Here is a 15,359-nt window from a genome sequence, read left to right as displayed (position 1 = left end):
CATGACGCGGATCCGCTCATCCTCAAGCTCCCTTTCAAGACGCTTGATCTTTTGTTCCGGGGTTTCTTCCAATTTGGACATGGCTGTGTGCCTCGCTGTGGACCAGTCGAGCTTACCATGTTTGCGCAACCAGTTCAGGACTGTACTTCGTCCCTGAATGCCATAGCGGTCCTGCGCTTGCTTATAGGTCAGTTCGCCTTTTTCAACCTGATCAACAACAGCCAGTTTAAAGCCCATGTTGTAATCTCGTTGTGTGCGCTTACGACGCACTTTGCCTGAAGTAGACATTGTCATCTCCTGTAGGTGACAACGTATTTCAGGACGTGACAAACAAATGTTAAAAGGCAGCCACCGGGCTGCCTTTTGTCGTATGCGCACCGTGCAATTGATCGACTCTATCGAATTTCAATCACCTCACCAGGTACGGCGATGCGGACCTGATCATTGTGCCCGACAATTCTGGAGATCTCCGCGCGGGCGTCGCGCTTGATGTGATACAGCCAGAAACGTGCGCCGGGCATATCAGATGCCAGTTGCATCACCGTTTCAAGATCACAGTGTGCTGAATGTTGCGGATCATGTTTGGTCAGATAGGTTTCCTGAAACACAAGGTCGGCACGGGTAAACAGTGCGGCGGTTTCCGCCGTTACATTGCCATCCCCGGAATAGGCAAACCCCTTCTCGGCAAAGCGCAACAAAATCGCATGGTTCTGAACACTGTGATCGGACCGGGCAAAACAGCATTCAAACGGGCCAATACTGGTGGTATCGGCAAGTACATGCCAGATCACCTCAAACGGCCATGCTGACCCCAATCCGGTAAAACCAAGCTCCATCAGCTTTTCCAGATGGCTGCGCAGTTGCGGCGTGCACAGAATATGCAATGGTTTTGATCGGCCATCATCGCGCCAGTTCAACATCACCGGCACCAAACCAAAAACATGATCGGGATGCATATGGGTGAAATAAATGGCGTCTATCGCATCAGGGTCGGGATATTTTCCCATCACCAACCCGGGAACCGTCGCCCCACAATCAATCAGCAAACGGTATTCATCTGCCGTCACCACAACAGATGAGTTTGCGTAATTCGGATCAAACGCTTCGCCAACGCCCAGAACATCAATGCGCAGATGGTCGCTTGTCATTGCCCCTACCGTCCATTTCCCACGTCGTTGGTGAAAGCATATTAGGCTCACTATTTTTGCGACTTCCTCGCAAACAACGCAAGTAGTTCTCAAATCGACCAGCCTTATATCGCTAATTTGTCACATAATTACAAAAAGAGCGGCACCTCTCGGCGCCGCTCTGTAATAATGACAATATCTTGCTGTGACGGTGCACCTTACCGCGCAAGAACTTCCGCAGCTTTGCGTGTACGTTCGACCGATACCCCGACGGCACTCGACATGCTCGTGATATCGGAAATACTGGTCGAGAGTGTTTCAACAGCAACAGCCATTGTCTGCATATTCTGCGACACGCCATCTGTAACCGCCGTTTGTTCCTCAACCGCAGAAGCAATACTGGTGACACTGTCACGAGAAATTTCAATTGAACCGCTAATTTTTTCCAACACCTCAACGACTTCGTTTGAAATGCCCTGAACACCGGCGATTTCTGCAGAAATCTGATCCGTCGCCTTGGCTGCCTGATTTGCAAGGTTCTTGACCTCGTTGGCGACAACGGCAAACCCTTTGCCTGCCTCTCCTGCACGCGCAGATTCAATCGTCGCATTCAAGGCCAACAGATTAATCTGACCGGCAATTCCCTGAATAACTTCGACAATGTTACCCATAGAGGAAACAACTTCTGTCATACGCTGGGTTGAACTGTTGGCATTCTGGGTTTGCTCATACGCACGCTGGGTTTCATCGCGCGACTGCATCATGCTCCGCGAGATTTCCGCAATTGATGCGGCAAGCTCTTCTGTACTGGCCGCAACCGTCTGCACAGTTGCGGAGGTCTCTTCTGCTGACGATGCGCCACTGCTTGCTGCCGCATCAAGTTGCCCGATATTTTGATCGATCTCACCAAAATTGGTATCAATCATCGTCTTGAGCTCACCCAGAAGGTTTACCTGTTCAGAAATATCGGTCGCAAATTTGACAACCTTGAACGGGTTCCCGTCCTGATCAAATATCGGGTTATAAGACGCCTCAATCCAGATTTCTTTTCCGTTTTTACTGATGCGCTTAAATTGCGCAGCCTGAAATTCGCCTTTGCGCAGATTTTCCCAAAACTCTTTGTATTCATGACTGTCTTTGTAGCCCGCCGCGACAAACATACTGTGATGCTTGCCGGCAACCTCTTCGAGCGTATAGCCCATTACCGACAGAAAGTTCTCGTTGGCGGTCAGGATATTTCCCCGCAAGTCAAACTCGATCACCGCCTGAGCACGATCAATCGCGTTCAGGGTTCCATCCTTAACCGCGTTTTCCTTTCGACGTGCGGTAATATCAGACGCAAACTTCACCACCTTCGTCAGTTTTCCCCGGTCATCGAAAACCGGATTGTAGGTTGCCTCCAACCAGACCTTTTCCTGATCCTTGCGCACCCGCTGAAAAGCACCTGATGCAAATTCACCTGCACGCAGTTTGCCCCAGAACTCCTTGTAGGACGGATCACTTACAATCGATTGCGGCACAAACATCGAGTGATGCTTTCCTACAATCTCGGGAAGGGTATAGCCCATCGTTTTCAACAAGTTCTCATTCGCATCAAGGATCTTGCCATCTAGATCAAACTCAATCATGGCCATTGAACGACCAAGTGCATCGAGAAGCTGCAATCCAGCACGTGCGCGTGCAGCGCGACTATTCAAACCAAAAACCATAGTAATTTACCCTCCGAACTTGTTCATCATTATGGATTCTGACTTGAAGCACCTACCGTAACGAGGCGATCATCTGACCCATTAAAACTATACCTTAGACTAGGATAAAATATACCAATGGTTGTTTCAACTGAATTCAGAGTTCAGCTTCCGTGTGAACCGCGACACAAAAGCAACTAAATCGCTTAGAGGGTTCTAAATTCTATTTTTTCGCGAATCTGGTCAAATCCACTCAATGTGATCAATGTCACATTTTTCAGGCACAATGCCTTACACGATCACCGTGCAAGGACTTCTGCAGCCTCACGGGTTTTGTTGACCGATGATGCCACGGCATCGCTGGTCAACCGGATGGATTCGAGGTTGCGTGACAGGTCTTCGACCGTGCTGGCCATATCGCGCATGTTCGCACTTACCCCGTCGGTCACAGTCGTTTGTTCGGCCACTGCCGAGGAAATATTGGTCACATCGTTGCGCACGGTTTCGACCGAACTACGAATGGTCCGAAGAGCACCGGCAACCTCGGCTGAAATCGACTGGATACCGGAAATTTCCTGTGAAATGTCCTCGGTCGCACGTGCGGCCTGATTGGCAAGGTTCTTGACCTCGTTGGCCACCACGGCAAACCCTTTACCTGCCTCGCCTGCACGCGCACTTTCAATCGTCGCGTTGAGCGCCAGAAGGTTAATCTGACCAGCAATATTGCGGATGACTTCGACGATGCTGCCCATTTGATCGACCACATTTGACATGCGCTCGGTCATTTCATTTGCGGTTTCGGTCTGATCGAATGCCCGTTCGGTTTCACTTTGCGACTGCGTCATGCTGCGCGAGATTTCCGAAATCGATGCGGCAAGTTGCTCCGCACTCGCCGCCACCGCCTGGGTGATGTCCATGGTATTGTTCGAGACATCAACGCTTTGAACAGTGCGCTGATTAAGGTCGTTGATATTACCGTCAATCTCGGCAAAGTTTCCGTCGATCATTTGCTTAAGGTTCAAAAGCAATTTGGTCTGTTCGGTAATATCAGTCGCAAACTTGATTACCTTGATCGGGTTGCCGACCGCATCAAGCACCGGGTTGTAGGTCGCCTCAATCCAGATTTCCTTGCCGCCCTTACCCATACGATTGAACTGACCAGCCTGAAACTTGCCTTGATTAAGGTTCTGCCAGAATGATCGGTATTCCGATGTGTTCCGAGATTCCTTGGGCACAAACATGCTGTGATGCTTGCCTTTGATCTCATCAAGGCTGTAGCCCATCACCGACAGAAAGTTTTCGTTAGCATTCAGGATATTGCCGTCCAGATCGAACTCAATCACCGCCTGCGACGAACTGATCGCCTCAAACACACTTTGCAAAAGCGCACGTTCATTACGACGTTCGGTAATGTCGCTGGCAAACTTGACGACCTTGATCAACTTACCCTTGCCGTCAAACACCGGATTGTATGTCGATTCCAGCCAAAGCAACTGACCATTTTTGCGCTTGCGCGGGAAGGCACCGCTTAAAAATTCACCGCTGCCGAGCCTCTTCCAGAACGACTTGTACTCAGCCGTATTGGTGATTTCTTCGGGCACAAACATCGAATGATGCTTACCAACAATTTCATCAAGTCCATATCCCATGACTTTCTGGAAATTATCGTTCGCAGTCAGAATTTGACCATTCATGTCAAATTCAATACGCGCCATCGACCGGCTCAGTGCTGCAGCAACCTGTTCTTCTGCCTGCGCATGTTTACCGCTGTTTAAAAAACCAAGTACCACTCTTAAAACCTTTCGAAATTGCGCGATCATGCGCACCTATATACTTACCTATCCTTTTGAGGGATGCGGTAAAATTATCACCACCAAGATCCATTGCCGCAACCAAAAAATTCGCGGAATTAATTCCACGAACTCAGAACCAGGCAACATAACCATGGCCTATTTTTGGGAGAAATTTTGCACTCGACGACAGATCGTTTTGTCCAGACCTCAAAGCATTTTTTGTGCTGCCAACATCAAGGGCGCAAAAAATTTGCACTTTAATTCAAAGACCTGCCAAAAATTTCCGTCACAAGCCAATGTAGAAAAATTGCCCAGTTAGGGGCCCTACACCGCACCGTTATTTTCTCTTCACCATAAGATACGACGAAAAGAATAATTCGGATCAAATTTTGTCAATCACCCATTCCCAGAGCAATTGATCAGGGAAGTAAGCATATACTTTTGAATAGATCAACCGGGAATTGCGCGGGTCTGACCTGCCAGATGGTGAAATTCGGCCTTCATCATCGGAATCGTTTTCACATCTGTTGGTGCTTTCAGAACGTATCCAAATGCTTATTAGAAGTCCTACGATACGTGGGAAAGACCCATCATTTGCAGAATATGATGTTTGAACATTGTGGAAGTAACAGAAAACACAGATGTCACGGACGGTTTTACCGTGCCAGAACGATAATAATCTACGGGAGTCGCTCAACAGAACAGAATTGTGATGATCGCGCTCCAAACATCTTGATGATGTTTTGTCAGTCGCCAAGCGACAGTAGAAACTGGAACCTTACGCGGGCCATTTCACGATATAGCGGGTCAGATCCGGATGGGCTTCTTCTTCGGGGATGCACATGCCCTGTACAGACATGCCTGCGTTGATCGGTGACTTCGGATCCCCGGTCACCAACGGATGCCAATCAGGAAGGCCTTTGCCCTCGGACAGCAACCGATACGCACAGGTCGACGGCATCCACCCCAGTGTGTCGACATTTTCCTTTGAAAGCTGCACGCAATCAGGAACATGTTGCGTCCGGTTGGGGTAATCCTTGCACTGGCAAGACTCGCAATCAAGCAATCGACACGCGACCGACGTGTAATAGACGGCATCATCATACTCGTCCTGAAGCTTATGCAGGCAGCATTTACCACACCCATCACACACCGATTCCCATTCTTCCTGGGTCATCTCGGCAAGTGTCTTAACTTCCCAAAACGGTTTGTTGTGCCGTGCTGCCATGTCTTTATCGGTCATTGTCTCTCTCACATCGGCAAAGATGGCACTCAATATATTGGATACCCTTCGCGTCCATCAAGGCCGCTGCTTATCACATCATACAAGATCGACAATAAGGGAAAATGCCCAAACGCAAAACGGGGTCCTCCCCCTAAGCCCCTTGCAGGCGCGCGGAAATGACATGAAAGAACGAGCCAAACACAGTCCCCCGGACCAAACCGGCCGGACCAAGGGCATCACCCGTTGCATTGATCATCCGGCAGAATGGCGTGCCATCTTCCAAAAGCGTGCTGGCATAATGGAACTCATGCCCGCGCAAAACTGTCCCGGCTGTGCCAAATGGTGTCGGTTGTGTCAGAACCGCCTCGCGGTAGCCCAGATGCAGTTTTCGGTCGGCAAAACTGGTTTCAACCGCCAGAAGTCCCAGCATCTCGTGACTGTGGCCGTCAGCGTCAATCAGCCGATCACCCAGCACCATATAGCCACCGCACTCGCCGTAAATCGTAACATTATCTTCGGCGGCCTTGCGCATTGCCGATTTGAAATGCGTTGCCCGGGCCAGTTGGCCTGCAAAAAGTTCGGGATATCCACCGGGAAGATAAATCGCGTCGGCTGACGGGTCCGGGACTTCATTGTTCAACGGGGAAAAGAAGGATAGCTCCGCCCCGGCCAGCTTCCAGCCATCCAGAAGATGAGCATAGGAAAAGGCAAACGCCATATCGCGCGCAATCGCGATACGTTGCCCCAAGGGGAGAACGTCCGCGGATGCACCCGCGCCCCCCGGAACATAGGGTTTTGCCAAAACTGACGGTGTTACCAATCGCCGAAAGGCCCCAAGATCAACGTCGGCGGCGATGATATCCGCCGCCCGGTCCAGAAACGCGTCGAGTTCTCCGTGTTCACCGGCCTGCACAAGACCAAGATGACGTTCCGGCAATGTCAGATCAGGGCTACGGCGAACAGCACCGATAATCGGAATATCGGGCAGGTATTTGGCACAGGCATCGACAATCATCTGTCTATGGCGGTCACTGCCAACTCGGTTGAGGATCACACCGGCAATGCGGGTATCATCGCGAAACTTGGCAAACCCGGAAATCAGGGCTGCCGCAGACGCCGATTGCCCCTTCACGTCCACCACCAAAACAACCGGCCAGTTCATCATTGCAGCCAGATCGGCCGTCGACCCGGTACCATTGGCCGCCCCGTCAAACAGCCCCATCACCCCTTCGCACACCACAAACGCATTTTCATCATGCTGTGCGGTAAGCTGACGGGTAACAAGGGTGTTGATCTGATCGCGGTCCATCGCCCAGGGATCAAGGTTGATGCAACTTGTCGCGCAGGCCGCCGCCTGAAAGGCCGGATCAATGTAATCAGGCCCGGTTTTGGCCGCCGCAACCGCAATCCCTTGACGTTTGAGCGCACGCAGTACTGCCAGCGTAATAACGGTCTTGCCACTGTTTGACGACGGGGCGGCAATCACAACGCCGGATGTTTTGTCATGCATTTAACAGTACTCCGGCCTTCATCGCACAAACCCCCGCCTTATCTGCCTCACCCGTTGCTTTTGACCGCTTCGGTGATGCCCTTGGCCATATCTTCGGGTGCGGTGCCGTAGTTAAAGTGGCGAATAAATTCACCATCGCGCCCCATCAAATAGACAAAGGACGAATGATCCATCAGATAAGAATCGGTATCTTCCGGTTCGCCTTCCGGGATCGATTTGGCGTAATAGATGCGATAGGCCTTTGCCGCCTCGGACGTTTGGGCAACCGTACCGGTCAGGCCCACCATACGATCATGGAAATGCGGAACATAGGCCCCAAGCGCGCCAATCGTATCGCGTTCCGGATCAATTGAAATAAAGATCGGGGTCACATCGGCGGCAATATCTTCGGGCATCATGTCCAATGCCGTGCCCATGACCTGTAATTCGGTCGGGCAAACATCAGGGCAGAACGTATAGCCGAAGTAAATCAGCATATATTTTCCGGCGTAATCCTGCTGGGTGACAGTATCACCGTTCTGATTGACCAGCTCAAACGGCCCACCAATGGCGGCAGCACCAGATGACTGCGTTTCTGATCCCATCATCATCAGGCGATAGGTCAAACCAATGCCGAGTACCAGCGCAATCGCCAGAATAGCCAGAAGCGTCTTTTTGCTCATGCGCCTTACCTCTTTACTTGCATTTTTGCTGTGGCCCGTACCCGGCCACGAGAAGCATTCAAAACTGTGCGGGCACTATAAATGCCCTTTGTAATCATGCAAGCATCGCAGCTGTGCGACAGCTCACACTTGACCAGACATCTTCAGGTTTTCAGGGATTTGCGGTTCGAAATCTGCCTAGCTAAAGGATTGTGATGCCAGAACAAACAGGATAAGTGCATTAACAATCATCAATCCGCGTCCAACAGGCACCATCAGTGCGCGAAACCGCCCGGCGGCATACTGGCCAATAAACCCGGTCACAAACAGCATCGGCACCGTGCCAAGACCAAATATCGCCATCACCATGGCACCGCTTGCCACACCGCCCGCCGCCGCAGCCAGAACAAGCGCACCATACACCAGTCCGCAGGGGATAAACCCCAGCATCAATCCCAGAAGATACCCCCGCAGCCCAAATGGTGCGGCAAAAAGGGGGCGAATGTGCCTCCCGATTAAATGGTTCCACCAGTGCCCGCCAGTCTTGCCGGATGTTTGGGGCAACAGCCCGCCCAAATGGGGAACCAACCCCATGATCCCGAACACCAAGAAGAACACACCGGCCAGTACCAGCAAGACCGGACCAATCCACCAGACCTGCACCAGAACCGACACACTATCGGCAAAAAAGCCCGCCAAACCACCCAGAACGGCATAGGTGGTGATGCGCCCGAACTGATAGGGCACCAAAGCCGCCCCGGTCAGGCGGCGAAACTCACTCATTTTTTCGAGGGGGAGTTGTTCCATGCGGCTGGTGACCTGGCTGATGACGAACGGTCCGCACATGCCGACACAATGGGTTACACTGCCAACCAGACCAGCAATCAAGGCCGTCAGAAGCACCCCGCCATCATCTTGCAGGATTTGCGCACATTGTGCCCAGCCGCTTTCAAGGATGCGGATCAGTATTTGCTGTTCGTCCATGATCCATCTCGGTTCATTCGGTGGATATGATTGTGACAATCAGCGATATAGCCAACAAGGATATAGATCAATTCGCGACAGGGAATCGACGCAGGCTGAATACATTAGGCTCAGGACCTATTAATTTGGTTTGAATGGTTGACCAGATTTGTGCGGATACGCGGAGCGAAACTGCAGGAAGATATATATCTTTCAAGGTTTTGCGACAAAGTAGCCCGTGCAAATCCGGTCAATCCAAAGGACAGACGTTATATTTGCAAACTCCTGCGTCAAACCCCTTGTCCGGGAGACCAGCCCGCGCGGCGGGCTTTTCCTAGGATTTCACAAATATAACGTCTGCCATTCCAATCAAATTAAGAGGTCCTGAGCCTAGTCTTTTTGCGGATCCGCCGGGGTCGAGATTAACTCAAGAATCTGTTCGAACGGCACAGTCCGGACCTCTTTGACGTCATCTTGCGGTGACAACCAGTTCAGGCGGTCACGCAGGCCAACCACTTTACCAAGGATACAAACCGCAGGCGGTTCAACACCCACCCGTTCAACATCGTCCGCGGCCGTGGCAAGGGTGGTAATCAAAATACCCTGTGCTGGTGTAGTGGCCTGATTAATCACCGCAAGCGGCTCATCCCCGGAACGGCCATTGGCCATCAGCTCGGCTGAAATCCGGCGTAAATGCTTCATTGCCATATACATCACCAACACCGGCGATCCTTGCGCCAACGCTGCCCAATTGATGTTATCTGGCACATCGCCGCTTGATCCATGACCGGTGACAAAGGTCACCGATGAATTACAATCGCGGTGTGTGGTCGGAATCCCGGCATAGGCCGCACCAGCAATCCCGGCGGTAATGCCCGGCACAACCCGAAACGGCACATTATGATCGACAAGGGTCATGCCTTCTTCGCCGCCCCGCCCAAAAACAAACGGATCGCCGCCCTTAAGGCGCAAGACACGCAAATCTTTTTTGGCATAGTCAACAAGTTGCAGTGAAATGTCGGTTTGCTTGGACGACGGACGTCCGCCGCGCTTACCGGCGTAAACACGCTGCGCGTCGGGCCGCAAAAGGTTCAGAATCCGCTCATCGACCAATGCGTCATAGACAACCACATCGGCCTGTTGCATGGCATTGACAGCATGAAGCGTCAGTAAGCCCGGATCACCCGGACCCGCCCCAACCAGCCAAACCCAACCCGGCTCAAAGACCGGAAAATCAAGACCAAGTTTAGTCATTACGCATTACTTTTGTTCGAGCCAATCAGCCCCATCTGTGCAGGACCGCATCAAGAAGATATGTTAAACAATAATCAGACGATAGGTCCAACATATTTCCGTCAGAAATTCGTATTATTCTAAATACAACACAAAAAATTATGTTTAATAGAAAAATTCTGTTCGCAGCATCTGCTGCCCGTGCCATCAATAAAGGGTACGGTGACGTGATTAACAGGAAAAAATCCGACTGATGGCCAGAAAACCTGATGGACCGCTGCGCAAAGGATGGACAACGGGGGCCTGTGCCACCGCTGCCACCCGTGCTGCGTGGCAGGCCATGTTGTCTGGTCAGTTTCCAAATCCGGTCACCATTACATTGCCACGCGGTGAAACACCGTCCTTTGCCTTGGTGAAGGCCGAAACCGGCGATGGATGGGCCCGTGCCAGTGTGATCAAGGATGCCGGTGATGATCCCGATGTAACCCATGGGGCGGAAATCATCGCAACCCTGCGCCGGGCAGAACCAGGCAACGGCATTACGTTTCACGCCGGTGACGGGGTTGGGCGCATTACCAAACCGGGCCTTCCGTTACCCGTGGGCGAACCGGCAATCAATCCAAAACCGCGCGAAATGATGATCGCCCAAATTACCGATCTGGCCGAACAGTTTAACGTAAGACCCGATGTCGAGATCGAAGTTTCCATCCCCGGCGGGCAGGAAATCGCCACCAAAACGTGGAACCCGCGCCTTGGCATTGTCGGGGGATTGTCGGTACTTGGCACAACCGGGATCGTCATTCCGTTCAGCTGCTCGGCATGGATCCATTCGATCCACCGGGGCATTGATGTCGCGCGTGCCACGGGCCGCACCCATGTTGCCGGTGCCACGGGCAAAACGTCCGAGGCCGCCATTCGCACCTTTTACGACCTGCCCGACGAAGCCATCCTGGATATGGGTGATTTTGTCGGTGGGATGCTGAAATATCTGCGCAAAAATCCGGTCGAGCATATCAGCATCTGTGGGGGATTTGCCAAACTGGTCAAACTGGCCCAGGGGCATCTCGACCTTCATAGCAGTCGATCACAGGTTGATTTCGACCGATTGGCACAGACCGTAAAGCACTGTGGCGGTGACGCGATGCTGCAGGACGCCACCCGAACGGCGAATACCGCCAAACTGGTGCTGGAACAATGTCAGGCAGCGAACGTTGATATTGCAGATACGATTGCGCGCCAAGCATGCGAGTCCGCACGTGCAACGCTTGATGGCGCAACTGTGGTCGAAATTGTCATCACTGATCGCGATGGTAAAATCATCGCCCGCCATAGTCCCGGTGATTTCGACACATTCCGACCGCCTGCGAAAAACTAAAATACATTCGGTCTGTCTATTCCGACAGACCCCGCAAAGCCCGATTTCGGGCCAAAACCAAAAAGGTCATTTCTTATGCCGCGTCACCGATCCGCCAAACGCCCGATGCATATCCTTATTTTCGGCGGAACCGGGGATGCAAACCGAATTATACGCAGCCTGCAACACGAATTTGGTCAGGATATCCGGTTGCAGCTTTCGCTTGCCGGGCGGACCAGTGCACCGAGCATACCCGACGGTGTTCCCGTGCGGATTGGCGGTTTTGGTGGGCCCGAAGGCATCATCGCGCATTTCAGGACCGAAAAAATTGATCTGGTCATTGATGCGACCCACCCCTATGCAACCGCAATATCAGCCAACATTGCCAAGGCCTGCCACGCCGTTGCGATGCCCTGCATCCAGTTTCATCGACCTGCGTGGGCGAAAACTGAACAGGACAATTGGATCATCGTTAATTCGATTGAGGAGGCCGCACGTGTTTTGCCTGACCATGGCACCCGTGCCCTGATCGCAAGTGGGGCGAAAAACCTGCATGCCTTTGAAGGTCTGGAAAAAACATGGCTTCTTGTCCGCACCGTTGATGCCCCGCGCGATACATTTGATCTGGCTTATGGTGAATGGCTGTTCGCACGCGGCCCCTTTAGCGTCGAAGGCGAGACCGAACTTCTCGAACGCAACGAGATTGATGTCATTGTCTGTAAGAACAGCGGTGGCAAAGCAACATTTGCAAAAATAGAAGCCGCACGTGACCTGAAAATTCCCGTTATCATGATCGCACGTCCTGGCGGGGAACCCGTCCTGCAAGCGCCAGATGCCAAAACGGTTGTTCAAAATGTGCGAAACTTTCTTGAGCAATTCTGACCTTTTGACTTTGGCCACAGTCTTTCAAAACCAAAACCCCGCCGAAAACTCGGCGGGGTTTTGGTTTATCAGGTCATCTTTGCCGGTAATCCTTACCCGACATAGCCAAACATGCGCGGCAGCCACAGCACCATGTCGGGTATGAGAACAAGCACGATCAGCGCACACAGCAACGCAAAGACGAACGGCCAGATTTCGCGGATAATGTCACGCAGCGGAATGCCCGTCACCCCGTTCAAAACGAACAGCAAAATGCCGTACGGCGGCGTGATCAATCCGATCATAATGTTGATGGTGATCACCACCCCGAAATGCACCAGATCAATGCCCAGCATGCTTGCCGTTGGCAAAAATAGCGGCACAACAATCAACAGCAATGTCGTGGCATCAAACAAGCACCCCAACACCAGAATGATCAGATTGATCATCAACAGGAACATCAGTGGCGACATCTGCGTCGCAGACAGACTGTCGGCAACAAGGGCTGGGATATTTTCGCTCGCCACCAGGTAATTTAGCACCAGTGCCGACGCAATGATCAGCCCGACAACGGATGTCGATTTTGCCCCGTCCAGCACCAATGCATAGAAATCTTTCCAGCTGACCGAACGGTAAAACAATCCGGCCAGAACAAGCGCATAGATGGCCGCAATCGCCGCCGCCTCGGTCGGGGTGGTGACACCACCATAAATCCCATACAGCAAAATGACCGGCAACATCAGTGCCGGAAAGGCCCGCATGGTCAGTCGCGGTATTTTACGCAAAGGCACGACTTCATCACGTTTGAAATCACGTTTGCGCGCGACAATCACATTCAGCACCATCAGAACCAGCGCCATGAACAGCCCCGGCACAATTCCGGCCAAAAAGAGATACCCGATTGAAGTTCCCGATATCAGCGCATAAAGGATCATCGGGATCGACGGCGGGATAATCGGACCAATGACACTTGAGGCAGCCGTCAATGCCGCGGCATAGCCGCCGGGATAACGGTTATCACGTGTCATTAACTCAATAATGACACGCCCAATGCCCGCCGCATCGGCAATCGCCGACCCGGACATGCCCGAAAAGATCACACTGGCCAAGACATTGACATGTGCAAGCCCACCACGAAACCGCCCGACAATCGCAATGCAGAATGTCAGTAAACGATCACTGATCGTCCCGGCATTCATGAAATTGGCCGCCAGAATGAACAGTGGCACGGCAAGAAGAACATAACTGTTAAACAGGCCGTTCAACGCCTGTTCGGCGACAAGACCAACGTCCTGCCCTGACATAAACATATAAGCAATCGATCCGGCGAAGGCCGCGATTGCGATAGGCATGCCAATCGCGCCAAGTAAAAGAAAGGCACCAAGGCTGATGAGAAAGGCCATGCTCATGCCGTTGGCTCCTTGATATCAGGCGCGTCACCGGCAATGACGGCAAGTTCGCGATCACAACTGTCAGCCCGCATCAAACGCCACAGCGATATCACACCGCGAATGATCAGTGCCGCCATAAAGACCGGGAAAATTGCATAAACATAATCAAGGGAAATGCGCGTCACCGGGGCTTTTTCAATCCGCATGAACATCACGTAGTCGACAATCACCGGGAATCCGGCAATGAAGGCAACCGTGATACATCCCAGACCAAGGATCGCCATCACCCGCCGACCACGGGTCGGCGCCATCAGAAACAGCATGTTAAACGACACATGGTCATGTTCACGCAACAAGAAGGCAGACGTCCAGAACACCAGCCAGATATAGAGGATAATGCACACCTCTACGGTCCAGCCCAGCGGGTTGTTCAGGACATACCGCGCAAAAATCTGCAAAAGAAAGGTCCCGAACATCGCGATGAACAATGTCACCGCGACAAGTTCGGCACCTTTTCTAAAATGTTTGCTCAGATCGGGCACGTGTCGATCACTTTACCGCGTTGATCTGATCAACAATGCCGTCCGGCCAATCTTGTGCGAACTCGCTCTCAAGATAGGCGTCCTGCACTTTTTTGCGGAATGCCGCAACGTCGGGTGCATACACCTTCAGGCCTTCACCCTTAAAGAAGTCGACCAGCGATTTTTCGTCGGCAATCCGCTTTTCATTGTTATAGGCGGTGGCAACAGCCGCGGCTTCCTGAACCTTTTCCTGCTGCTCAGAACTCAAATCGTCATAGGTGCCCTTGGCCATCGACAGGAAAATCGCATCGACCAGATGGTCAGTCAGAACAATCTGTTTGGTGACTTCATAGAACTTCACCGCCTTAACCGTCGGCAGCGGATTGTCCTGACCATCAATGGTCCCGGTCTGAAGGCCGGTGTAAACTTCGCCAAAGGCAAGCGGGGTGGCATCTGCGCCCAGTGCATTGCCAAGGAACAGCCACGCATCGGAACCGGGCATGCGCAATTTCACGCCATCAAGGTCATCAGGCGTGGTGATTTTCTTGTCACTGGCAAGGTTAAGCTCACGGGTGCCAAGATAACCGACATCAAGAATTTCGATGTTCATGTCATCGGCAACCATTTTATAGAACTTCTGGCCGATATCGCTGTTGAACACCTTTTTCTGATGGTCCGGATCGCGGATCAGGTAACCGGCGGTAAAGACCGACCATGCCGGGATCTGTTTGGCAATGTCCTGTGCGGAAATCATCGCCATATCAAGGTTGCCACGCTGCATGGCGGCGGGCTCGGTCCCCTGTTTAAACAGGCTGGCATTCAAATGGATTTCAACATCGAACTCGCCCGGTGCGGTTTTTTCCAGCTCATCCTTGAAGACAGTCAGCATCTTGGCGTGCCAGTCCGACTCAACCGCCGGGGTCGAAATACGCACCTTCACCGGGTCGGCGGCAAAGGATGATGTCGCACTCAGAGCCAGCGTGCACAACGCGGCTGAGGCAATTTTCACAAGGCTGCGCCCTGTCAGTAACTTGGTCATTTGTTTCCTCCCT

The 15,359-nt window shown here is 52.2% G+C and carries 13 protein-coding genes and 1 pseudogene; 2 read left to right on the top strand and 12 right to left on the bottom strand.

Annotated elements, in window-relative coordinates; genetic code table 11:
• The 9 genes and pseudogenes from K355_RS0119360 to cobA form a co-directional block, all read right to left on the bottom strand.
• Positions 1-288: pseudogene (locus tag K355_RS0119360) on the bottom strand (IS3 family transposase); the annotation flags it as partial.
• Positions 289-395: 107 nt separating this feature from the next.
• Positions 396-1,148 (bottom strand): MBL fold metallo-hydrolase, encoded by a 753-nt coding sequence (locus tag K355_RS0119355; RefSeq protein WP_022733817.1) that lies wholly within the window; start codon positions 1,146-1,148, stop codon positions 396-398.
• A 197-nt stretch (positions 1,149-1,345) separates the two neighbouring features.
• Positions 1,346-2,836 carry a methyl-accepting chemotaxis protein gene (locus K355_RS0119350; protein ID WP_022733816.1) on the bottom strand — a complete coding sequence of 497 codons (1,491 nt, stop codon included), beginning with the start codon at positions 2,834-2,836 and terminating at the stop codon, positions 1,346-1,348.
• Positions 2,837-3,114: 278 nt separating this feature from the next.
• Positions 3,115-4,605 carry a methyl-accepting chemotaxis protein gene (locus K355_RS0119345; RefSeq protein ID WP_028791771.1) on the bottom strand — a complete coding sequence of 497 codons (1,491 nt, stop codon included), beginning with the start codon at positions 4,603-4,605 and terminating at the stop codon, positions 3,115-3,117.
• 781 nt (positions 4,606-5,386) lie between these two features.
• On the bottom strand, positions 5,387-5,851 hold the full coding sequence (locus tag K355_RS0119340; protein ID WP_022733814.1) for a YcgN family cysteine cluster protein: 465 nt from the start codon (positions 5,849-5,851) through the stop codon (positions 5,387-5,389).
• A 133-nt stretch (positions 5,852-5,984) separates the two neighbouring features.
• Positions 5,985-7,343 carry a cobyrinic acid a,c-diamide synthase CobB gene (locus K355_RS0119335; RefSeq protein WP_022733813.1) on the bottom strand — a complete coding sequence of 453 codons (1,359 nt, stop codon included), beginning with the start codon at positions 7,341-7,343 and terminating at the stop codon, positions 5,985-5,987.
• Positions 7,344-7,390: 47 nt separating this feature from the next.
• On the bottom strand, positions 7,391-8,005 hold the full coding sequence (locus tag K355_RS0119330; RefSeq protein WP_022733812.1) for an SCO family protein: 615 nt from the start codon (positions 8,003-8,005) through the stop codon (positions 7,391-7,393).
• Positions 8,006-8,182: 177 nt separating this feature from the next.
• A complete protein-coding gene (locus K355_RS0119325) occupies positions 8,183-8,968 on the bottom strand; it encodes a sulfite exporter TauE/SafE family protein (RefSeq protein WP_022733811.1) in 786 nt (261 codons plus the stop codon).
• 369 nt (positions 8,969-9,337) lie between these two features.
• The gene (cobA, locus tag K355_RS0119320) at positions 9,338-10,201 is read right to left on the bottom strand and encodes a uroporphyrinogen-III C-methyltransferase (RefSeq protein ID WP_022733810.1); all 864 of its coding nucleotides are present in this window, start codon (positions 10,199-10,201) and stop codon (positions 9,338-9,340) included.
• Positions 10,202-10,433: 232 nt separating this feature from the next.
• Here cobA and K355_RS0119315 point away from each other — a divergent pair, with 232 nt between their 5' ends.
• Together K355_RS0119315 and K355_RS0119310 are read left to right on the top strand one after the other, a co-directional pair.
• Positions 10,434-11,555, top strand: a complete 1,122-nt coding sequence (locus tag K355_RS0119315; RefSeq protein WP_022733809.1) for a cobalt-precorrin-5B (C(1))-methyltransferase — start codon at positions 10,434-10,436, stop codon at positions 11,553-11,555.
• 75 nt (positions 11,556-11,630) lie between these two features.
• Positions 11,631-12,416 carry a cobalt-precorrin-6A reductase gene (locus K355_RS0119310; RefSeq protein WP_022733808.1) on the top strand — a complete coding sequence of 262 codons (786 nt, stop codon included), beginning with the start codon at positions 11,631-11,633 and terminating at the stop codon, positions 12,414-12,416.
• A 92-nt stretch (positions 12,417-12,508) separates the two neighbouring features.
• Here the strand turns inward: K355_RS0119310 and K355_RS0119305 are convergent, their stop codons facing one another.
• From K355_RS0119305 to K355_RS0119295, 3 genes are read right to left on the bottom strand one after another with little or no spacing between them, the layout of a single operon-like run.
• Positions 12,509-13,804, bottom strand: coding sequence for a TRAP transporter large permease (locus K355_RS0119305; RefSeq protein ID WP_022733807.1), 1,296 nt, complete (start codon positions 13,802-13,804; stop codon positions 12,509-12,511).
• Positions 13,801-14,328 (bottom strand): TRAP transporter small permease, encoded by a 528-nt coding sequence (locus tag K355_RS24495; protein WP_022733806.1) that lies wholly within the window; start codon positions 14,326-14,328, stop codon positions 13,801-13,803. Before K355_RS24495 ends, K355_RS0119305 begins: the two co-directional genes overlap by 4 nt.
• Before the next feature lie 7 nt (positions 14,329-14,335).
• Positions 14,336-15,346 carry a sialic acid TRAP transporter substrate-binding protein SiaP gene (locus tag K355_RS0119295; protein ID WP_022733805.1) on the bottom strand — a complete coding sequence of 337 codons (1,011 nt, stop codon included), beginning with the start codon at positions 15,344-15,346 and terminating at the stop codon, positions 14,336-14,338.
• Positions 15,347-15,359 lie beyond the last annotated feature (13 nt).

Source organism: Thalassospira lucentensis MCCC 1A00383 = DSM 14000 (genome assembly GCF_000421265.1).
In the GTDB taxonomy this organism is placed as follows: Bacteria; Pseudomonadota; Alphaproteobacteria; order Rhodospirillales; family Thalassospiraceae; genus Thalassospira; species Thalassospira lucentensis.
The sequence above is the reverse complement of the archived record's forward strand: the minus strand, read 5'-3'. Positions and strand labels throughout refer to the sequence as shown.

Excerpts from the sequence above, each read along its gene's own strand:
- K355_RS0119355 (WP_022733817.1), bottom strand. The coding sequence starts at position 1,148 with ATGACAAGCGACCATCTGCGCATTGATGTTCTGGGCGTTGGCGAAGCG.
- K355_RS0119350 (WP_022733816.1), bottom strand. The coding sequence starts at position 2,836 with ATGGTTTTTGGTTTGAATAGTCGCGCTGCACGCGCACGTGCTGGATTG.
- K355_RS0119340 (WP_022733814.1), bottom strand. The coding sequence starts at position 5,851 with ATGACCGATAAAGACATGGCAGCACGGCACAACAAACCGTTTTGGGAA.
- K355_RS0119335 (WP_022733813.1), bottom strand. The coding sequence starts at position 7,343 with ATGCATGACAAAACATCCGGCGTTGTGATTGCCGCCCCGTCGTCAAAC.
- K355_RS0119330 (WP_022733812.1), bottom strand. The coding sequence starts at position 8,005 with ATGAGCAAAAAGACGCTTCTGGCTATTCTGGCGATTGCGCTGGTACTC.
- K355_RS0119325 (WP_022733811.1), bottom strand. The coding sequence starts at position 8,968 with ATGGACGAACAGCAAATACTGATCCGCATCCTTGAAAGCGGCTGGGCA.
- cobA (WP_022733810.1), bottom strand. The coding sequence starts at position 10,201 with ATGACTAAACTTGGTCTTGATTTTCCGGTCTTTGAGCCGGGTTGGGTT.
- K355_RS0119315 (WP_022733809.1), top strand. The coding sequence starts at position 10,434 with ATGGCCAGAAAACCTGATGGACCGCTGCGCAAAGGATGGACAACGGGG.
- K355_RS0119310 (WP_022733808.1), top strand. The coding sequence starts at position 11,631 with ATGCCGCGTCACCGATCCGCCAAACGCCCGATGCATATCCTTATTTTC.
- K355_RS0119305 (WP_022733807.1), bottom strand. The coding sequence starts at position 13,804 with ATGAGCATGGCCTTTCTCATCAGCCTTGGTGCCTTTCTTTTACTTGGC.
- K355_RS0119295 (WP_022733805.1), bottom strand. The coding sequence starts at position 15,346 with ATGACCAAGTTACTGACAGGGCGCAGCCTTGTGAAAATTGCCTCAGCC.